The organism is Jatrophihabitans fulvus (genome assembly GCF_054781375.1).
Window position 1 is genome coordinate 173178 of record NZ_BAAGUN010000005.1, and the last position, 15131, is coordinate 188308.

Consider the following 15131-nt stretch of genomic DNA (forward strand, 5'->3'; position numbering starts at 1 on the left):
TCGTCGGCGTGTGGGGTGACCCTCACCGCGCTCACTAGCCTGGCCCGGTGACCGAACAGGTGCGGCACCGCCCGCCGACGCCGCTGGCGAAGCCGCGCGAGCTGGTCGTCGCGTGCGTGCCGATGCGCTCGAACGTGAACCTGTCGACCATCGCGCGGACGGCCGGCTGCTGCGGCGTCGAGCGGATGATCGTCTGCGGCCACGCCAAGCTCGACCGGACGATCGCCCGCGACGGCGCCGACACCGTCCGCCTCGAGGTGCGCAACTCGTTGGCCCCGCAGTTGAAGAACCTGCGCGCGGACGGCTACCGGATCGTGGGGCTCGAGCAGACCACCACGTCGGTGAACCTGCACGACTACCGCTTCGCCGAGCGGACGGCGCTGGTGATCGGCAACGAACGCCTCGGCATCGGCGAGGCCGAGCTGGCGCTGCTCGACGACGCGATCGAGATCCCGGTGTGGGGGTTGCCGTACAGCTACAACGTGGCCACCGCGACGGCGATGGCGCTGTACGAGTACTGCCGGCAGTTCCCTAGTTGATGCGGCCGCGCAGGGTCAGCACGGCCAGCTCGTCCCGGGTGGACCCGAGCCGCTTCGTCCACGACGTACCGAGTTCGGCGATCTCGGCGGCGTCGGCGTACGCCGCGGACGTGATCGTCCACCCGGCGGCCGCGTAGGCCTCGGCCAGGTCGCCCGTCGCGCTGTCGGGCGTCGGTTCGGCGATGCCGTCGACGTCGGCCACGGCCGGGCGCCACGCGTGCAGGTTCAGCGTGACCAGGAACGGCGCCCCGGGACGGCACCGCGCGGCGACCGCGCGCAGGACGTCCGGATCGGGGCGGACGAGGGCGCGCAGCAGGCTGCCCCACGGCATGAGGCAGTGCACCTCGGCCACGTCGGTGAGTTCGGCGGGCAGCGACTCGACCGCGCCCCAGACGAACACGGCGTTGGGCGTGCCGCCCTTCGCGGGCTTCGCCGCCGCCTTCTGCGCGTTCTTGCGCATCGCGTCGGGTTGCGCGTCGAGGCCGACCGCGAGCACGTCCGGACGCTGCCGCGCGACCGCCAGCACGTGCTTGCCGTCGCCGGTGCCGAGGTCGAGCACGACGTCGCGTCCGGCGCGCAGCGCGGTCACGGCGTCGGCGTCCAGGTCGAGGGTCTGCTTGCCGATCACCCGCCGCACCCGGCTCACCCTAGGCTGGCGGCATGCGCTTCGCCGGACGCGGACACCCCGCGATCCGCGCCACGCACGGCAAGACGCTCGAGTTCACCGCCGACCCGGTCGTCACCGAGCGCGGCACCTGCATCGTCGCCGTCGGCGCCGAGGCCGACCCACCCGCCCCGATGGCGGGACCGGTGCGCCTGCGCATCGCCGCGGGCGGCGAGAGGATGAGCCTGGACGCCCTCGCGAACCCGTCGTGGGATCCGTCCGGACCGGTCGTGGTGCGTCGCGGCCCGCTGCGGCTGCCCGGCACCTTCGCGACCGACGCGACGCTCGCCGCCGCCGACCTGCCGCGCCCGCTGGTCGCGGCGCTGCAGGACCCGGACGCGCTGGTCACCGTCGACGTGGTGAGCACGCCGTCGCCCGCCACGCTCGTGCTGCTGCTGGCGGACGCCGCCGCGCTGCGCCCCGATCAGCGGCTGGCGGCCGAGCTCGCGGCCGCCGACGAGGTCATCGCGGCGGACGCGGACGCGCGGCGGCTGGCCGGTCCGACCCGGGGCGAACCCGGCGGACGGACGCTGGTCGTCGCCACGCGCGACCTGCCGGGTGACACCTGTCCCGAGCGGGTCGCGGCTGCGGCCGTGCTCGACACGGTCGGTCTTCCGGCGCCCCTCGCGGCAGCGGCCGCCTGTCCATCGCGTGCTCCCCTCGTGCTCGCCGACGACGCGGGCGGACTCGCGTCGGCGCGTGCCGTTCCCCCCGGCTCACGTCTGGTGTTGTCCGTAGGACGCGCCCAGGTGGGCGATCTGTTGCACCGCGCGGCGGAATCGGGCCGGCGGAGTGCCACCGTCGTGCAGGACCACGGCCGTCCGCTGCGCGCGGCGGACGGTGAGGTGCCCGAGCTGGCGGGCGCCGGGCGGGTGGCGGTGTGCCTGCACCCGGCCGCCGCGGACGACGCCCTGCCCGCCGACGTGGCGTCGGCCGTCGACGGCCTGCTCTCCGACGGCGTGCCCACCAAGGTGGCGGCGACGGCACTGGCGGCGCTCACCGGATGGGAGCGCCGCCGCGCCTACGACGCGGTGCTCGCCCGCCGGACCTAGTTGATCTCCCGCCGCACGGTGCGGACGAGACCGGCGGTGAGTGGGATCGCGATCCACAGCACGGCCGACACCAGGATGTTCGGCACGTGCCCGCCGAGGTCGCCCTCGAGCAGCCAGTTGAAGGTGGTGCCCGGGTCGATCCACTCGCCGACTGCCTTCAGCGCTGCGCCGAGGAACCCGAGGGCCGCCGGCAGCACGAAGAACAGCACGATCGCGGCGGCACTGTTGTGCAGCAGCGCGCCGAGCGCGACACCCATGGCGATGTTCGCGAGCACGAACAGCGCGTACCCGATCGTGTTCGCGGCGCCGAGGTCGTTCGTCAGGTCCCGTCCGCCGGCCGACGCGATGACGAGCGCGACGGCCGTGACGATCGCGCCGTAGACGATCGCGCCGAGTGCCATGAGCAGCGCGACGACGATCTTGGCCGAGACGACGCGGACGCGGCGGGGTTCCTGCGTGAACGTGGTCAGCACCGTCCGCTGCGTCCACTCGCTGGTCAGGGTCAGGATCGACACGACGGGCAGGAGCGTCGCCAGCCCGAACCCGGCGAACAGCAGGTACGACGAGTACGTCTGGTCGATCGAGTTGCGGGCGAGCAGCGGCGCCAGCATGAGCGCGGCGGTGGCGAGGGCGGTGAGGCCGATCAACCAGCGCGCCGCGCGGGTGTCGGTGGCCTTGCGCCACTCGACGCGCAGCAGCCGGCCATAGGGGATGCGCGCCGTCGGCGGCAACTGCGGGGCCGGGCGGACGGGACGGTCGGTGACGGTCGTGGCGCTCATGCTGCGATCTCCTCGGACGAGGTGGTGGTCAGGCGGAAGAAGAGGTCCTCGAGCCCGGCGGCATCCGAGCGCCGCAGCTCCGACAGCGGCACCCCGTGCTCGAGCGCCATGCGGCCGAGCCGCTCCGGGTCGAGGTCGGTGTTGCTGGTGTCGACGGTCAGCGCGCCGTCGTCGGCGCGGGTGAACGGCACTCCGGCGAGCATGCGTTCCAGCGCCGCCGGTTCGGGCGAGCGGACGACCACACCGGCGGTGGCGAGCAGTTCCTGCATCGCGCCCTGGGCGACGACCTTGCCGCCGGCGATGACGACCAGGTGATCCACGGTCGCCTGCACCTCGTGCAGCAGGTGGCTCGACAGCAGCACGGTGCCGCCGCGGTCGGCGAAGTCGCGCAGCAGCCGGCGCATCCAGGCGATGCCCTCGGGGTCGAGGCCGTTGGCGGGCTCGTCCAGGATCAGTGCGGCAGGGTCGGTCAGCAACGCCTGCGCGATGCCGAGCCGCTGCCGCATGCCGAGCGAGTAGTTGCCGATGCGCCGGTCGGCGGCGCCGGCGAGGCCGACGAGCTCGAGCAGCTCGCCGACGCGCGGCCGCGGCACCCCGGCCATGCCGGCGGCGATCTCGAGCGCGTTGCGCCCGGTGCGTCCCGAGTGCATCGCGCTCGCGTCCAGCAGCGTGCCGACCACCCGCGTCGGGTTGGGCAGCTGCGCGTACGGCGTGCCCGCGATCGTCGAGGTGCCGCTGTCGGGGCGCGTCAGCCCGGTGATCATGCGCAGGGTGGTCGACTTGCCGGCGCCGTTCGGGCCGAGGAAGCCGGTGATGGTGCCGGGAGTGCAGGCGAAGCTGACGTCCTGCACCACCGGCCGGGACTGGTAGCGCTTCGACAGCGCGGTCGCGGTGATCATGCATCCAGCCTGTCGCCGGCGGGCCGTCGCCACATCGGCCGTGCGTAGCGCTCCGCCCCCTACGAGGGTCGCGGGCGGACCCCCTACCTTCGTCGGACGCCGGAGGACGCGAGGTTTCCTAGGCTGGACGCCATGAAGTCCCCGGCAGGCGTGAGCTGGCCGCGGCTCGTCCCCTCGGGGCTGCTGCCGCCCGAGGACCCGAGCCGCCACGGCCGGCGCACCCTGCGCGACTGGCTGGTCGACTCGTCGGTCTTCGTGCTCGCCGCGGCCCTGGCGCTGCTGTTCTGGTTCGGCACGCGCAGCGACCTGCACGACGGGCAGCGTGGGGCGTGGGGCGCGGCCGATGCGCTCGCCGGCGTGGTGGGGTGCGCCGCGCTGTGGTGGCGGCGCCGCCGGCCGATGACCGTCTCGGTGCTCACGTCGGTGCTCACGGTCTTCTCGGCCGCCGCCGTCCCGGCGAGCGTGGCCGGCTTCTTCACCGTGGCGGTCCACCGGCGCACCTCGCTCGCCGTGGTGGCCACCGCCCTCAACCTCGTGTGCGCCGCCGCGTACACCGTCGTCCGCCCGTCCGACACGGCGTTCTGGGTGTCGATGCTGATCAGCGTCGTGGCCAACGCGGTGCTGCTCGCCTGGGGCATGGTCGTCCGCGCCCGCCGGCAGCTCGTCTGGACGCTGCGCGAGCGCGCCGAGCGCGCCGAGGCCGAGCAGCGGCTCATGGCCGAGCGGGCCCGCCGGGCCGAACGCACCCGCATCGCCCGCGAGATGCACGACGTGCTCGCCCACCGCATCTCGCTGCTGGCGCTGCACGCCGGCGGCCTGCAGCTGCGGCCCGACCTGCCGCCCGAGCAGGTCGCGCAGACCGCGGGCCTGCTGCGCGAGACCGCGCAGCAGGCGCTGGGCGAGCTGCGCGGCGTGATCGGCGTGCTGCGTGACGAGACGGCGGACGGTCCCGGCGAGCAGCCGCCGGCCGCCCCGCAACCGACCCTGCGCGACATCCCCCGGCTCGTCGACGAGGTACGCCGGGCGGGCGCCCGCATCGACGCCGCCGTCGACGTGCCCGAGGGCGCCGAGCCGCCCGGCTCGCTCGGACGCGACGTGTACCGCATCGTCCAGGAGGCGCTGACCAACGTGGCCAAGCACGCGACCGGCACGGCCACGACCGTCCGCGTCGCGGGTGCGCCCGGATCCGGCCTGCACGTCGAGGTGCGCAACCGCCTTCCCGTCGCCGCGGGAGCGTCGCTGCCCGGGTCTGGCAGCGGGCTGCTCGGACTGCGCGAGCGCGTCGAGCTCGCCGGCGGCTCCCTCGAGCACGGGCCGACCGCCGACGGCGACTTCGTCGTCGCCGCCGACCTGGTCTGGGAGGCCCCGTGAGCGTGGCGGTGCTGCTGGTCGACGACGACGCCCTGGTGCGCGCGGGCCTGCGGATGATCCTGTCGGCCGCCGACGACCTCGAGGTGGTGGGTGAGGCGGACGACGGCGCCGCCGCGCTCGAGGCCGTCGCCCGGCACCGTCCGGACGTCGTGCTCATGGACATCCGCATGCCGGGCGTCGACGGCATCACCGCCACCGCCCGGCTGCGGGAGCTACCCGGCCCCACGCCGCAGGTGATCGTGCTGACGACCTTCCACGCCGACGACTACGTGCTGCGGGCCCTGCGCGCGGGCGCGGGCGGCTTCCTGCTCAAGGACGCCGCGCCCCAGGAGATCATCAACGCGGTGCGGCTGGTGCACGCCGGCGAGGCGATGCTCTCGCCGTCGGTGACCCGCACCCTGATCGGACACGTCGCGGGCGACGAGGTCCCCGGCGCGGGACCGGCTCCGGACGACCGCGCCGGACGCCGCGACGCCGCCCTCACCCGGCTGGACACGCTGACCACGCGAGAGCGCGAGGTGGCCGTCGCGGTGGGCCAGGGGCTGTCCAACGCCGACATCGCGGGCTCGCTGTACATGTCCGAGGCGACGGTCAAGGCGCACGTGTCGCGGCTGCTCGCCAAGCTCGGCGCCGCCAACCGGGTGCAGGTCGCGATCGTCGTGCACGACGCCGGGCTCGCCTGAGGCCCCGTCCGCATGTAAAGTCCTCGTGAGTTGGGGAGCTGGGGAGCGCCGATCACCTCGTCCGCCGGAGCCCGCCATGACCCAGCCCGCCGCCCGCCGCCGCAGGCCGCGTCTCGTGCTCGCCCTGGTCGCCGCGCTCGGCACCCTGGGCGCGTTCGGGCTGACCGCCGTGGCCGCACCGTCGGCCCGCGCCGCCGACGACGTGAACGCTCCCGTGCTCGCCGGCACGCCGCTCGCGAGCCCGACGGTCGTCGTCGCCACCGTCGGCGGCGCCTCGACGCAGGTCACCGTCCGCCTCACCGACGACGCGAGCGGCGTCGTCGACGCCACCCTGAGCTTCCGCTCGCCCGAGGGGTACACCTCGGACGTCGAGCTGGCCCGCACCTCGGGCACCGCCCTGGACGGCACCTGGACCGGCCTCGTCCAGGTGTCGAGCTTCGACGCCGCCGGCGCGTGGGCCGCGGTCGAACTGGTGGCCGACGACGCCGCCGGCAACGTGCTCGACACCACGACCGGGCTCGGCGACGGGTACACGATCGCGCGCACCGCCGACACCACCGCGCCCGTGTTCGGATCGGTGGCGCTGGACGGCGACGGCAGCGCCGACACCACCGCGGGCGACGCGGCGGTCACCCTGACCGTGCGGGCGCGCGACGCGCTGTCGGGCGTGGCCGGGGGCGACGTCACGTTCACCTCGCCCGACGCCGACGACGTCGTGACCGGGAACCTGGACGCAGAGCCGGTCGGCGGCAGCGTCCGCGACGGCACCTGGACGGCCACGGTCGTCTTCCCCGCGCGCAGTGTCGAGGGCGACTGGCGGCTCACCCATCTCTCCCTCGTCGACGCCCAGGGCAACACCCTCGATCTCGACACGGCCGACACCCACCGGGTGCTTCCGACGATCACCGTGCGGGTGTCCTCGACGCAGGACACGACCGGTCCGGCGCTGACCTCGTTCGCGGTCGGGCCGGCGGCCGTGTCGACGGCCTACACGCGCAGCGGCACCGTGCAGGCGCACATCGGTTTCACCGACGACGTGTCCGGTCTCGCCACCGCGACCGTCGTGCTCAGGTCCCCGGACGGCACCGTCCTCGACGCCGAGCCGGGAACGGTGTCCTTCGCGAGCGCGACCGAGCGCAGCGGCACCGTCTGGACGGGAACGGTCGGCGTCCCCGTCGTCACCGACTTCTCACCCGGCACCTGGACCGTCGCGTCCGTGACGCTGGCCGACCGTGCGGGCAACGAGACGTCCGTGCCGACCTCGGATCTCGGCAGCCGCGCCTCGTTCGTGGTCAGCACGGCCGCGGCCGACACCGCCGCCCCCACGCTGTCGGGCGTCGCGTTCTCCCCCGCCGTGCTCGACACCCGCTCCGAACCGGCGAACGGCGCGGTGCTCGTCGGCGTCGCCGACCCCGACGCGGTGCCCTCCGGGGTGGGCAGCGGCACCGTCACCCTGACCAGCCCGTCCGGCGGTGCGAGCGTCGTCGCCTCGTTCGGGGCGGACGATCTCGTCGCGGGCGACCCGTCCGCGGGCACGTTCCGCGCGTCGTTCGGGCTCGACACGAACGCCGAGGACGGCGACTGGCGCGTCACCGCGTTGACGGTCACCGACGTCGCGGGGCACACCACGACCTACGGCGCCGACCTGCCGGTCGCGGCGACGCTGACCGTGCTCGGCGCCGGACGTGCGCCGGCGGACCTGCCCGCGGCCCCGGGCGACGTCCGGGCCACGGTGAGCGGCACGACCGTCACGGTGCGGTGGACGGCGGCGTCCGATCCCACGATCGTGCGCTACGTGGTCACCCCGCACGACGGGAGCGACGTCCCGCAGCCCTTCGTTCGAGTGGGTCGCACCGCCACGTCGGCGGCGGTGACCGGACTGCCCCGGGGAACGACGTACACGTTCACGGTCGCCGCGGTCTCGTCCGCGGGCACGGGCGCCGAGTCGGAGCCGACCGCCGCGGTGGTGGTGCCGCTCACCGTCCCCGGCGCGCCCGCCGTCGGACGGGTGTCTCCGGCGGGCGACACCGCGGCGACCGTCGCGTGGAACGCCCCCGCCGACGACGGCGGGTCGGCGGTCACCGGCTACGTCGTCACGCCGTACCTCGACGGCCGCGCGCGGGCGACCGTCCGCACCGCCGACACGTCGGCCGTCGTCACCGGGCTCGCGCTGGGCCGCACCTACACGTTCCGCGTCGCCGCGGTGAACGCCGTGGGCACCGGCGCCGCTTCGGCGTCGAGTTCGACGGTCACGATGCCGTCGGTGGCCGGCACGCTCAGCGCCACGGCGCCGGCGAGGACGGCGTCCGGATCGCTCGTCGCCGTGAGCGGACGGCTCGTGCGCAGCGGCACGACGCGGGCGCTGGCCGGTCGCACCGTCCGCGTGCAGTACCGGTCGGGCACCGCGGCGTGGCGCACCGCGGCCGCCTCGGCCCGCACGAACGCGGCGGGCCAGGTGACGCTGCGGTTGCGCGCGTACCGCTCGGTGCAGGTGCGGCTCGTCGCGCCCGCGTCGCCCGGGTACCTGCCGGTCACGTCGATCGCGCGCGCGGTGACCGTGCGCTAGCGGGTGTGGTGCACCTCCTGCAGTCCGTAGACGGGCGTCTCGAGGCCCTCGAGCCGCGCCTTGAGCTGCAGCGCGAGGTACAGCGAGTAGTGCCGCGACTGGTGCAGGTTGCCGCCGTGCATCCACAGCGCCTCGACCTGCGTGGGCTTCCACATGTTGCGCTGCTCGCCCTCCCACGGGCCGGGGTCCTTGGTGGTGTCCGACCCGAGACCCCACACCTTGCCGAGCCGATCGGCGACCTCGGGCGAGACCAGGTCGGCCACCCAGCCGTTCATCGAGCCGTAACCGGTGGCGTAGACGACGAGGTCGGCCTCGAGTTCGGTGCCGTCCGCCAGCACGACGGTGTTCTCGGTGAGGTGGTCGACCTGCCCTTGCACGAGCTTCACGTCGCCGTTCGCCACCAGGTCGGCCGCGCCCACGTCGATGTAGTAGCCCGAACCGCGCCGCAGGTACTTCATGAACAGGCCCGACCCGTCGTCGCCCCAGTCGTGCCGGAAACCCGACTTCTCGAGACGCTCGTAGAAGTCCTTGTCGCGCTCGGCCATCGCCTCGTACGCGGGGATCTGGAACCGGTGCATGATGCGGTACGGCAGCGACGCGAACGTGAGGTCGGCCTTTTCCGTCGTCATCCCGGCGGCGACCGCGCGCTCGGAGTAGAGGTCGCCGAGCCCGATGTCCATCAGCGAGTCCGATCGCACGATGTGCGTCGACGAGCGCTGCACCATCGTCACGTCGGCGCCGTTCTCCCAGAGCGCGCCGCAGATGTCGAACGCCGAGTTGTTCGAGCCGACGACGACGCACTTCTTGCCCGCGTAGCGGTCGGGACCGGGATGGGCGGACGAGTGGTGCTGGTCGCCGGCGAACACGTCCGTGCCGGGGAAGTCGGGGATGTTGGGCTTGCCGCTCATGCCGGTCGCGAAGACGAGCTGCTTCGGACGCAGCACCACGGGAGTGCCCTCGCGCTCGACGGTGACCGTCCACTCGCCCTTGGCCTCGTCCCAGCGGGCCGACTTCGCCTCGGTGTTCGACCAGTAGTTCAGTTCCATGACCCTGGTGTACGACTCGAGCCAGTCGGCGATCTTGTCCTTGGGCGCGAACACCGGCCAGTTGTCCGGGAACGGCACGTAGGGCAGGTGGTCGTACCAGACCGGGTCGTGCAGGCACAGGCTCTTGTAGCGGTTGCGCCACTGGTCGCCCGGCCGCGGGTGCTTGTCGATGATGATCGTAGGAACGTCCAACTGACGTAACCGGGCGCCGAGGGCGATGCCGCCCTGGCCGCCGCCGATCACGAGCACGAACGGCTGCGTCTCGTAGCCCAGCTCACGTGCCTCACGCGCCCGCTTCTCCGCCCACGTCTCACGGTGGCGGTTCGCGCCGTGCTCGGCGCCCATCGGACGGCGCTCGCGCCGTGGCTCCTCGTGTCCCTTCAGCTCGTAGAGCGTCGTCAGCAGCGTGAAGGCCTTCGCGTCGTCGCCCTCTCCGGTCACGCGCAGCAGGCCCTTGCCGCGGCCGACGGCGGTCTCGAAGTGGATCCACGCCGTCGTCACGCCGTCGGCGGTGTCGGGCTCCTCGCCCTCGGTGATGCGCCAGCCGGACGGCTGCACCCGGGGCAGCGTCGCCTCGAGCATGGCCGCGATCTCGTCGCGTCCCTCGAGCGTCTTGAGGTTCCAGGTGAACGCGACCAGGTCGCGCCAGTAGCTCTCCTCGCCGAACAGCGCGGCGGCGGCGGCCGCATCGCCCGCCGTGAGCGCGCGGTCGAAGGCGTCCAGCCAGGCCTGCGCGGTCGTGCGCGCGGAGGTGTCGGTGTTCTCGGCTGTGGCGGTCATGGGCCCATCGTGGGCGCGGGAGTGACCGCGGTCACCCTCCGAACGGCCAGTCTGCCGGGAGTGTGCGGGAAACCGTGCCTCAGGCGACGACGGAGCGCCGCAGGTCGGCGATCGCGTCGTCGAGCGGGGCGAGCGCCCGGTCGAGCTCACCGGCGGCCCCCGGGTCGGCCGGCCGGACGGCGTCGAGGTGGATGGCGGCGGCGAACACCTCCTGGATGGCCAGGTGGTGCACCTCCTCCTCGGCCGCGTTCCGCTGCCGCATCGCCTCGACGCGGGCCTCCTCGGCGTGCAGCGCCGACTCGGCGCGCACCTGCTCGCCGATGTCGGTCACGTGCACGTACAGGCCGTCGATGCGGCCGGCGACGAAGCGCGGCGTGAACACCGACCGCAGGTGCCGTGGCGAGCCGGGGATGTTGCGGTTCGGGCGTTCGAGCACGACCTGCGTGCCGGCCAATGCCGCCTGGACGATCGGTCGGATGCGGGTCGCCGCCTCGGCCCCCACGATGTCGCCGTAGTTGCGGCCCGCCACCTGCTCGCCGGTCTCGAGGCCGAGCCAGCGGGCGGCCGTCGTGTTCGCGTAGTGGTTGTTCAGGCGGCTGTCCCAGACCGCGAGGCCCATCGGCAGGTGGTCGAGCACGCGCCGCATCTCGTCGGCGTCGAGCGCGAGCGTGCCCGGCGTGCGGTAGTCCGGAGGCGGGCCGTAACCCTGGCCGGCCGGACGGGCGACCAGCCCCGTGGCGGTCGCGACCTCGGTCGGGACGTCCGGGTGCAGCGGCACGCGCCACTCGACACTGGCACCGCCGTCGGCGTTGATGAACCAGCTGCACCGCCCGCCGCGCTCGCGCGCGGAGTCACGCAGCCGGTCGAGGCCGCTGCCCGGCTGGGCGCGGACGACGCCCGCGCCGTCGTCGGCGACGGTGACGACGAGATCGTCGTGCTCGACGCCGACGGTGACGTCGACCCGGGAGGCCGACGCGTGGCGCACGACGTTGTCGAGCGTCACGCCCAGCACCTCGCCCATGTGCTCGGCGAGCTCGCCCGGCACGGCGTCGAGGGTGCCGAGCACGATCAGCGAGGGCGGGAAGCCCAGCCGCGCGGCGGCGGTCTCGACGCTGCGCCGCACCACCCGCTCGGGGCCGGGCGGACGGCCCGGGCCGGGCCGGTGCGCCACGAGCGCGCGCAACCGGGCGGCGGCCTCGGCCATCGTGCGGGAGGCGTCGACGACCGAGGCGGCGTGGTCGGGATGCCGCTCGGCGACGGCGGCGAGATCGACGGCCATGCGCTGCAACCGCTCGGCGGCGGACCGCTGCTTGACCACGGCGACCTGCTCGGCCTCGCCGATCGCGGCGGCACGGGCGGCGAGCTCCTGGCGGGCGAACTCGGCCCGCACCCGTCCGGTGACGTCGGCGGCGAGGGTGACGACACCGTCGATGCGGCCGTCGACGACGTAGGGGACGTAGTTGACCAGCGCGTGCCGGCGCTCGCCGTTCGGCAGCGTCATGATGCGCTCGAACGTCTGCGGCACGCCCTCGCGCACGGCGTCGTAGTACGGCTCCGCCTCGGCGAAGACGGCCGGGCCGACGATGTCGGCCGGGCTCGCGCCGATCAGGTCGTGGGGGTCGAGCCCGAGCCACGGCACGTGGGCCCAGTTGGCGAACCGGTTGCGCAGGTCGAGGTCGAACAGCGCCATGATGGCGGGCACGTGGTCGACGACGGCGGCGAGGTCGAGGGCGCTCGTCGGCACGCCGGTGGCGCGCTCCGGACCGATCACCGCCTCCACCCGATGTCCCTCTTTCATCTCGCGTTCACACTTCGCCGAGCGCGCACAGTGGGCAATCACCCCATGCAACCAGGTTCACCCACTCCGAACCAGGACGTAAGGCCCTCCGGTACGGACCACCTCCGGCCCTCCCTGGCGTGACGAAGGTCCGCGACCGGTGGGCAGGATGGGGTCATGGACTTCCGCTACCTCGGCAATTCCGGGCTTCAGATCTCGGAGATCACCTACGGCAACTGGCTCACCCACGGCTCGCAGATCGAGAACGACGTCGCCACCGCGTGCGTGCACGCGGCGCTCGAGAACGGCATCACCACCTTCGACACCGCCGACGTCTACGCCAACGGCCGCGCCGAGCAGGTGCTGGGCGAGGCGCTGAAGGGCGAGCGCCGCGAGCGGCTCGAGGTCTTCACGAAGGTGTTCTGGCCGGTCGGGCCCGACCCGCGCGGCAAGAACGACACCGGCCTGTCGCGCAAGCACGTCATGGAGGGCATCGACGGGTCGCTGCGCCGGCTCGGCATGGACTACGTCGACCTCTACCAGGCGCACCGCTACGACACGTTCACCCCGCTCGAGGAGACGATGCAGGCGTTCGCCGACGTCGTCCGCGCCGGAAAGGCGCTCTACATCGGCGTGAGCGAGTGGACGGCCGAGCAGATCCGCGCCGCCCACGCCCTCGCGCAGGACCTCGGCATCTCGCTGGTCTCGAGCCAGCCGCAGTACTCGATGCTGTGGCGCGTCATCGAGGACGAGGTCGTCCCGACGTGCCGCGAGCTCGGGCTCAGCCAGATCGTGTGGTCGCCGATCGCGCAGGGCGTGCTGACCGGCAAGTACAAGCCGGGTCAGGCACCGCCCGAGGGCTCCCGCGCCACCGACACCGCCGGCGGCGGCGCCGACATGATCAAGCGGTTCATGAACGACGACGTGCTCACCCGCGTCCAGCAGCTGCAGCCGATCGCCGACGAGGTCGGGCTGTCGATGGCGTCGCTCGCGGTCGCGTGGGTGCTGCAGAACGACAACGTCGCCGCCGCACTGATCGGGGCGTCGCGTCCGGAGCAGGTCGTCGAGAACGTCAAGGCGGCCGGTGTCACGCTGCCGGCCGAGGCGATGCAGCGCATCGACGAGGTGCTCGGCGACACGGTGACGTCCGACCCGTCGCTGGTCGAGCGCTCGACCCCGCGGCGGCGCGCACTCTGACCCGCCGCTGATCTCCGGCGTCAGCTGTCGTGCGCGATGTGCGACAGCTGACGCCAGATCAGCACCACGAACACCGCGGAGCCCACGAAGGCGAACCAGAACGGCGCGGTCACGCCGTAGTGCTGGGCGAGCGCACCGCCCAGCAGCGATCCCGCGACCAGGCCACCCGTGACCCCGACGACGTTCACGCTGTTGACGCGCCCCTGCAGTGCCTGGGGCACGGCCCGCTGCCGGACGGTGATCGACGTCGTGCCCCACACGAACGCGTGCGCCCCGAACACGAAGAAAATGGGCAGCGCCACGGCCGGCAGGGTCGTCAGTGCCAGACCGAGGTGCGTCAGCGTCTCGATGATCAGGCCGATGCGCATGACACCACCGAGGGTGACGTGGCGCGTGATGAATCCATAGCAGGCCATTCCCAGCAACCCGCCCGTCGCCTGCACCGTGGCGATCAGCCCGAACCCGACCGCGCCGAGGCCGAGCCGCTCGGTCGCGTACAGCACCAGCACCGACCAGGCGGCCCCGAACGTGATGTTGAACGTGAAGATCGTGAGGACGAGCGTCCGGACGGCCGGGTGCCGCCACGTCCAGCGCAGGCCCTCGGCGATGTCGCGTCGCACGGTGCCGACGTGCTCGGCCTCACGGACCCGCGTCGGGACCCGCAGGCGTGACGCGAGCAGCGCCGCGAAACCGACCAGCACCGCGACGGACACGAAGGGCAGCGACGCACCCGCGGCGAAGAGGGCGGCACCGACGGCGGGCCCGGTCAGCTGGTTGAGCACGACGAATCCGGTCTGCAGCCGCGCGTTGCCGACGGCGAGATCGTCGCGGTCGACCAGCATCGGCAGCAGCACCTGCGAGGCGTTGTCGGCGAAGACCTCGGCCGTGCCCAGCACGAACAGGGTGGTGAGCGCGACCGCGATCGACACCGTGCCGGTCGCGATGGTCACGACGAGCACCGACAGCACCGCCACCCGTGCCGCGTCGACGACCACGACGATCAGCCGGCGGTCGAGCCGGTCGGTCACCACGCCCGCGACGAGGCCGAACAGCAGCGGCGGCAGCCACTGCAGGGTCGCCCCCAGCGCGACGAGGAAGGCAGACCGGGTCTGCGACGCGATCAGCAGCGGTCCGGCGGCGAGCGCGAGCCCGTCACCGAGATTCGACGACCACGACGACGCGAGCAGCCACCGGAAGCCGGGTCCGAGGCGTCGCGGGGCGATCGTGTCGAGCGCGGCCCCGACGGCGGACGTCACCGGTGCGCGCGGAACCCCGGGTGCACCCCGGGGGTCAGGCCGTGGGCGTCGGCGAGCCTGGTCAGCAGCGTCCGCAACCGGTCGCGGTCGGAGCCGCTGAGTCCGGCGGTGAACCGTTCCTCGTGCTCCCGCGCCGTCCGGGCGAGCGTGGCGAACGCCTTCTCCCCCGCCGCGGTCAGGACGAGCACGTTGACCCGCCGGTCCTGCGGCGACCGTTCCCGTCCCACCCATCCGCGCGACTCCAGCTCGTCGAGGTGGGCGACGAGGCGGCTGGGTGCGATGCCGAGGCGTCGGGCCAGCTCGAGCTGACTGAGCCCCGGGCTCGTGCGCACGAAGCGCAGCACGCCGGCGAGCGGCGGCGTGAGGTCGTGCTCCGCCACGGCGGCGGCGAACGCGTCCGCGGCGAGGGCGCCGAGCTGCGTGAGCAGGAAGGCGACACCGACGGGTGGCGACGGCGGGGGGTTGCGTCCGGGCACGGCCGAACTATAGTCGCCACATAATCGTTACCTTCAAGAACGATTG

General features: G+C 73.7%; 13 protein-coding genes. 6 read left to right on the plus strand and 7 right to left on the minus strand.

The genetic code is table 11. The features are described 5' to 3' along the window. Positions 1-47 precede the first annotated feature (47 nt). A complete protein-coding gene (locus tag ACYVP9_RS17005) occupies positions 48-539 on the plus strand; it encodes a TrmH family RNA methyltransferase (RefSeq protein WP_460606107.1) in 492 nt (163 codons plus the stop codon). Here the strand turns inward: ACYVP9_RS17005 and ACYVP9_RS17010 are convergent. After that, complete coding sequence (locus ACYVP9_RS17010; protein ID WP_460606108.1) at positions 532-1176, minus strand: methyltransferase domain-containing protein; 645 nt, start codon at positions 1174-1176, stop codon at positions 532-534. The two genes, ACYVP9_RS17005 and ACYVP9_RS17010, sit on opposite strands and share 8 nt — an antisense overlap. A 23-nt stretch (positions 1177-1199) precedes the next feature. Here ACYVP9_RS17010 and ACYVP9_RS17015 point away from each other — a divergent pair, with 23 nt between their 5' ends. Beyond that, on the plus strand, positions 1200-2255 hold the full coding sequence (locus ACYVP9_RS17015) for a DUF371 domain-containing protein (protein ID WP_460606109.1): 1056 nt from the start codon (positions 1200-1202) through the stop codon (positions 2253-2255). Here ACYVP9_RS17015 and ACYVP9_RS17020 read toward each other — a convergent pair. Both ACYVP9_RS17020 and ACYVP9_RS17025 read right to left on the minus strand, forming a co-directional pair. Beyond that, positions 2252-3034: an ABC transporter permease gene (locus ACYVP9_RS17020; protein WP_460606110.1), complete on the minus strand. Its 783-nt coding sequence runs from the start codon at positions 3032-3034 to the stop codon at positions 2252-2254. The genes ACYVP9_RS17015 and ACYVP9_RS17020 overlap by 4 nt on opposite strands. Further along, on the minus strand, positions 3031-3933 hold the full coding sequence (locus ACYVP9_RS17025) for a P-loop NTPase family protein (RefSeq protein WP_460606111.1): 903 nt from the start codon (positions 3931-3933) through the stop codon (positions 3031-3033). The genes ACYVP9_RS17020 and ACYVP9_RS17025 overlap by 4 nt, the downstream gene beginning before the upstream one ends. 132 nt (positions 3934-4065) lie before the next feature. Here ACYVP9_RS17025 and ACYVP9_RS17030 point away from each other — a divergent pair, with 132 nt between their 5' ends. The 3 genes from ACYVP9_RS17030 (at position 4066) to ACYVP9_RS17040 (ending at position 8553) form a co-directional block, all read left to right on the plus strand. Continuing rightward, on the plus strand, positions 4066-5304 hold the full coding sequence (locus tag ACYVP9_RS17030; RefSeq protein ID WP_460606112.1) for a sensor histidine kinase: 1239 nt from the start codon (positions 4066-4068) through the stop codon (positions 5302-5304). Continuing rightward, a complete protein-coding gene (locus ACYVP9_RS17035) occupies positions 5301-5987 on the plus strand; it encodes a response regulator transcription factor (RefSeq protein WP_460606113.1) in 687 nt (228 codons plus the stop codon). The genes ACYVP9_RS17030 and ACYVP9_RS17035 overlap by 4 nt, the downstream gene beginning before the upstream one ends. 76 nt (positions 5988-6063) lie before the next feature. Further along, on the plus strand, positions 6064-8553 hold the full coding sequence (locus tag ACYVP9_RS17040; protein WP_460606114.1) for a fibronectin type III domain-containing protein: 2490 nt from the start codon (positions 6064-6066) through the stop codon (positions 8551-8553). Here ACYVP9_RS17040 and ACYVP9_RS17045 read toward each other — a convergent pair. Next, positions 8550-10379: a flavin-containing monooxygenase gene (locus tag ACYVP9_RS17045; RefSeq protein WP_460606115.1), complete on the minus strand. Its 1830-nt coding sequence runs from the start codon at positions 10377-10379 to the stop codon at positions 8550-8552. The two genes, ACYVP9_RS17040 and ACYVP9_RS17045, sit on opposite strands and share 4 nt — an antisense overlap. A gap of 79 nt (positions 10380-10458) precedes the next feature. Then, positions 10459-12159, minus strand: a complete 1701-nt coding sequence (locus tag ACYVP9_RS17050; protein WP_460606116.1) for a PAS domain-containing protein — start codon at positions 12157-12159, stop codon at positions 10459-10461. 174 nt (positions 12160-12333) lie between these two features. On the opposite strand from ACYVP9_RS17050, the gene ACYVP9_RS17055 reads away from it, so the two are divergent. Then, positions 12334-13353, plus strand: coding sequence for an aldo/keto reductase family protein (locus tag ACYVP9_RS17055; protein ID WP_460606117.1), 1020 nt, complete (start codon positions 12334-12336; stop codon positions 13351-13353). 20 nt (positions 13354-13373) lie between these two features. On the opposite strand, the gene ACYVP9_RS17060 is transcribed toward ACYVP9_RS17055, so the two are convergent. Together ACYVP9_RS17060 and ACYVP9_RS17065 are read right to left on the minus strand one after the other, a co-directional pair. Beyond that, positions 13374-14609 (minus strand): MFS transporter, encoded by a 1236-nt coding sequence (locus ACYVP9_RS17060; RefSeq protein ID WP_460606118.1) that lies wholly within the window; start codon positions 14607-14609, stop codon positions 13374-13376. Further along, a complete protein-coding gene (locus tag ACYVP9_RS17065) occupies positions 14606-15085 on the minus strand; it encodes a MarR family winged helix-turn-helix transcriptional regulator (RefSeq protein ID WP_460606119.1) in 480 nt (159 codons plus the stop codon). Before ACYVP9_RS17065 ends, ACYVP9_RS17060 begins: the two co-directional genes overlap by 4 nt. Positions 15086-15131 lie beyond the last annotated feature (46 nt).

Excerpts from the sequence above, each read along its gene's own strand:
- ACYVP9_RS17015 (WP_460606109.1), top strand. The coding sequence starts at position 1,200 with ATGCGCTTCGCCGGACGCGGACACCCCGCGATCCGCGCCACGCACGGC.
- ACYVP9_RS17040 (WP_460606114.1), top strand. The coding sequence starts at position 6,064 with ATGACCCAGCCCGCCGCCCGCCGCCGCAGGCCGCGTCTCGTGCTCGCC.
- ACYVP9_RS17025 (WP_460606111.1), bottom strand. The coding sequence starts at position 3,933 with ATGATCACCGCGACCGCGCTGTCGAAGCGCTACCAGTCCCGGCCGGTG.
- ACYVP9_RS17045 (WP_460606115.1), bottom strand. The coding sequence starts at position 10,379 with ATGACCGCCACAGCCGAGAACACCGACACCTCCGCGCGCACGACCGCG.
- ACYVP9_RS17030 (WP_460606112.1), top strand. The coding sequence starts at position 4,066 with ATGAAGTCCCCGGCAGGCGTGAGCTGGCCGCGGCTCGTCCCCTCGGGG.
- ACYVP9_RS17020 (WP_460606110.1), bottom strand. The coding sequence starts at position 3,034 with ATGAGCGCCACGACCGTCACCGACCGTCCCGTCCGCCCGGCCCCGCAG.
- ACYVP9_RS17055 (WP_460606117.1), top strand. The coding sequence starts at position 12,334 with ATGGACTTCCGCTACCTCGGCAATTCCGGGCTTCAGATCTCGGAGATC.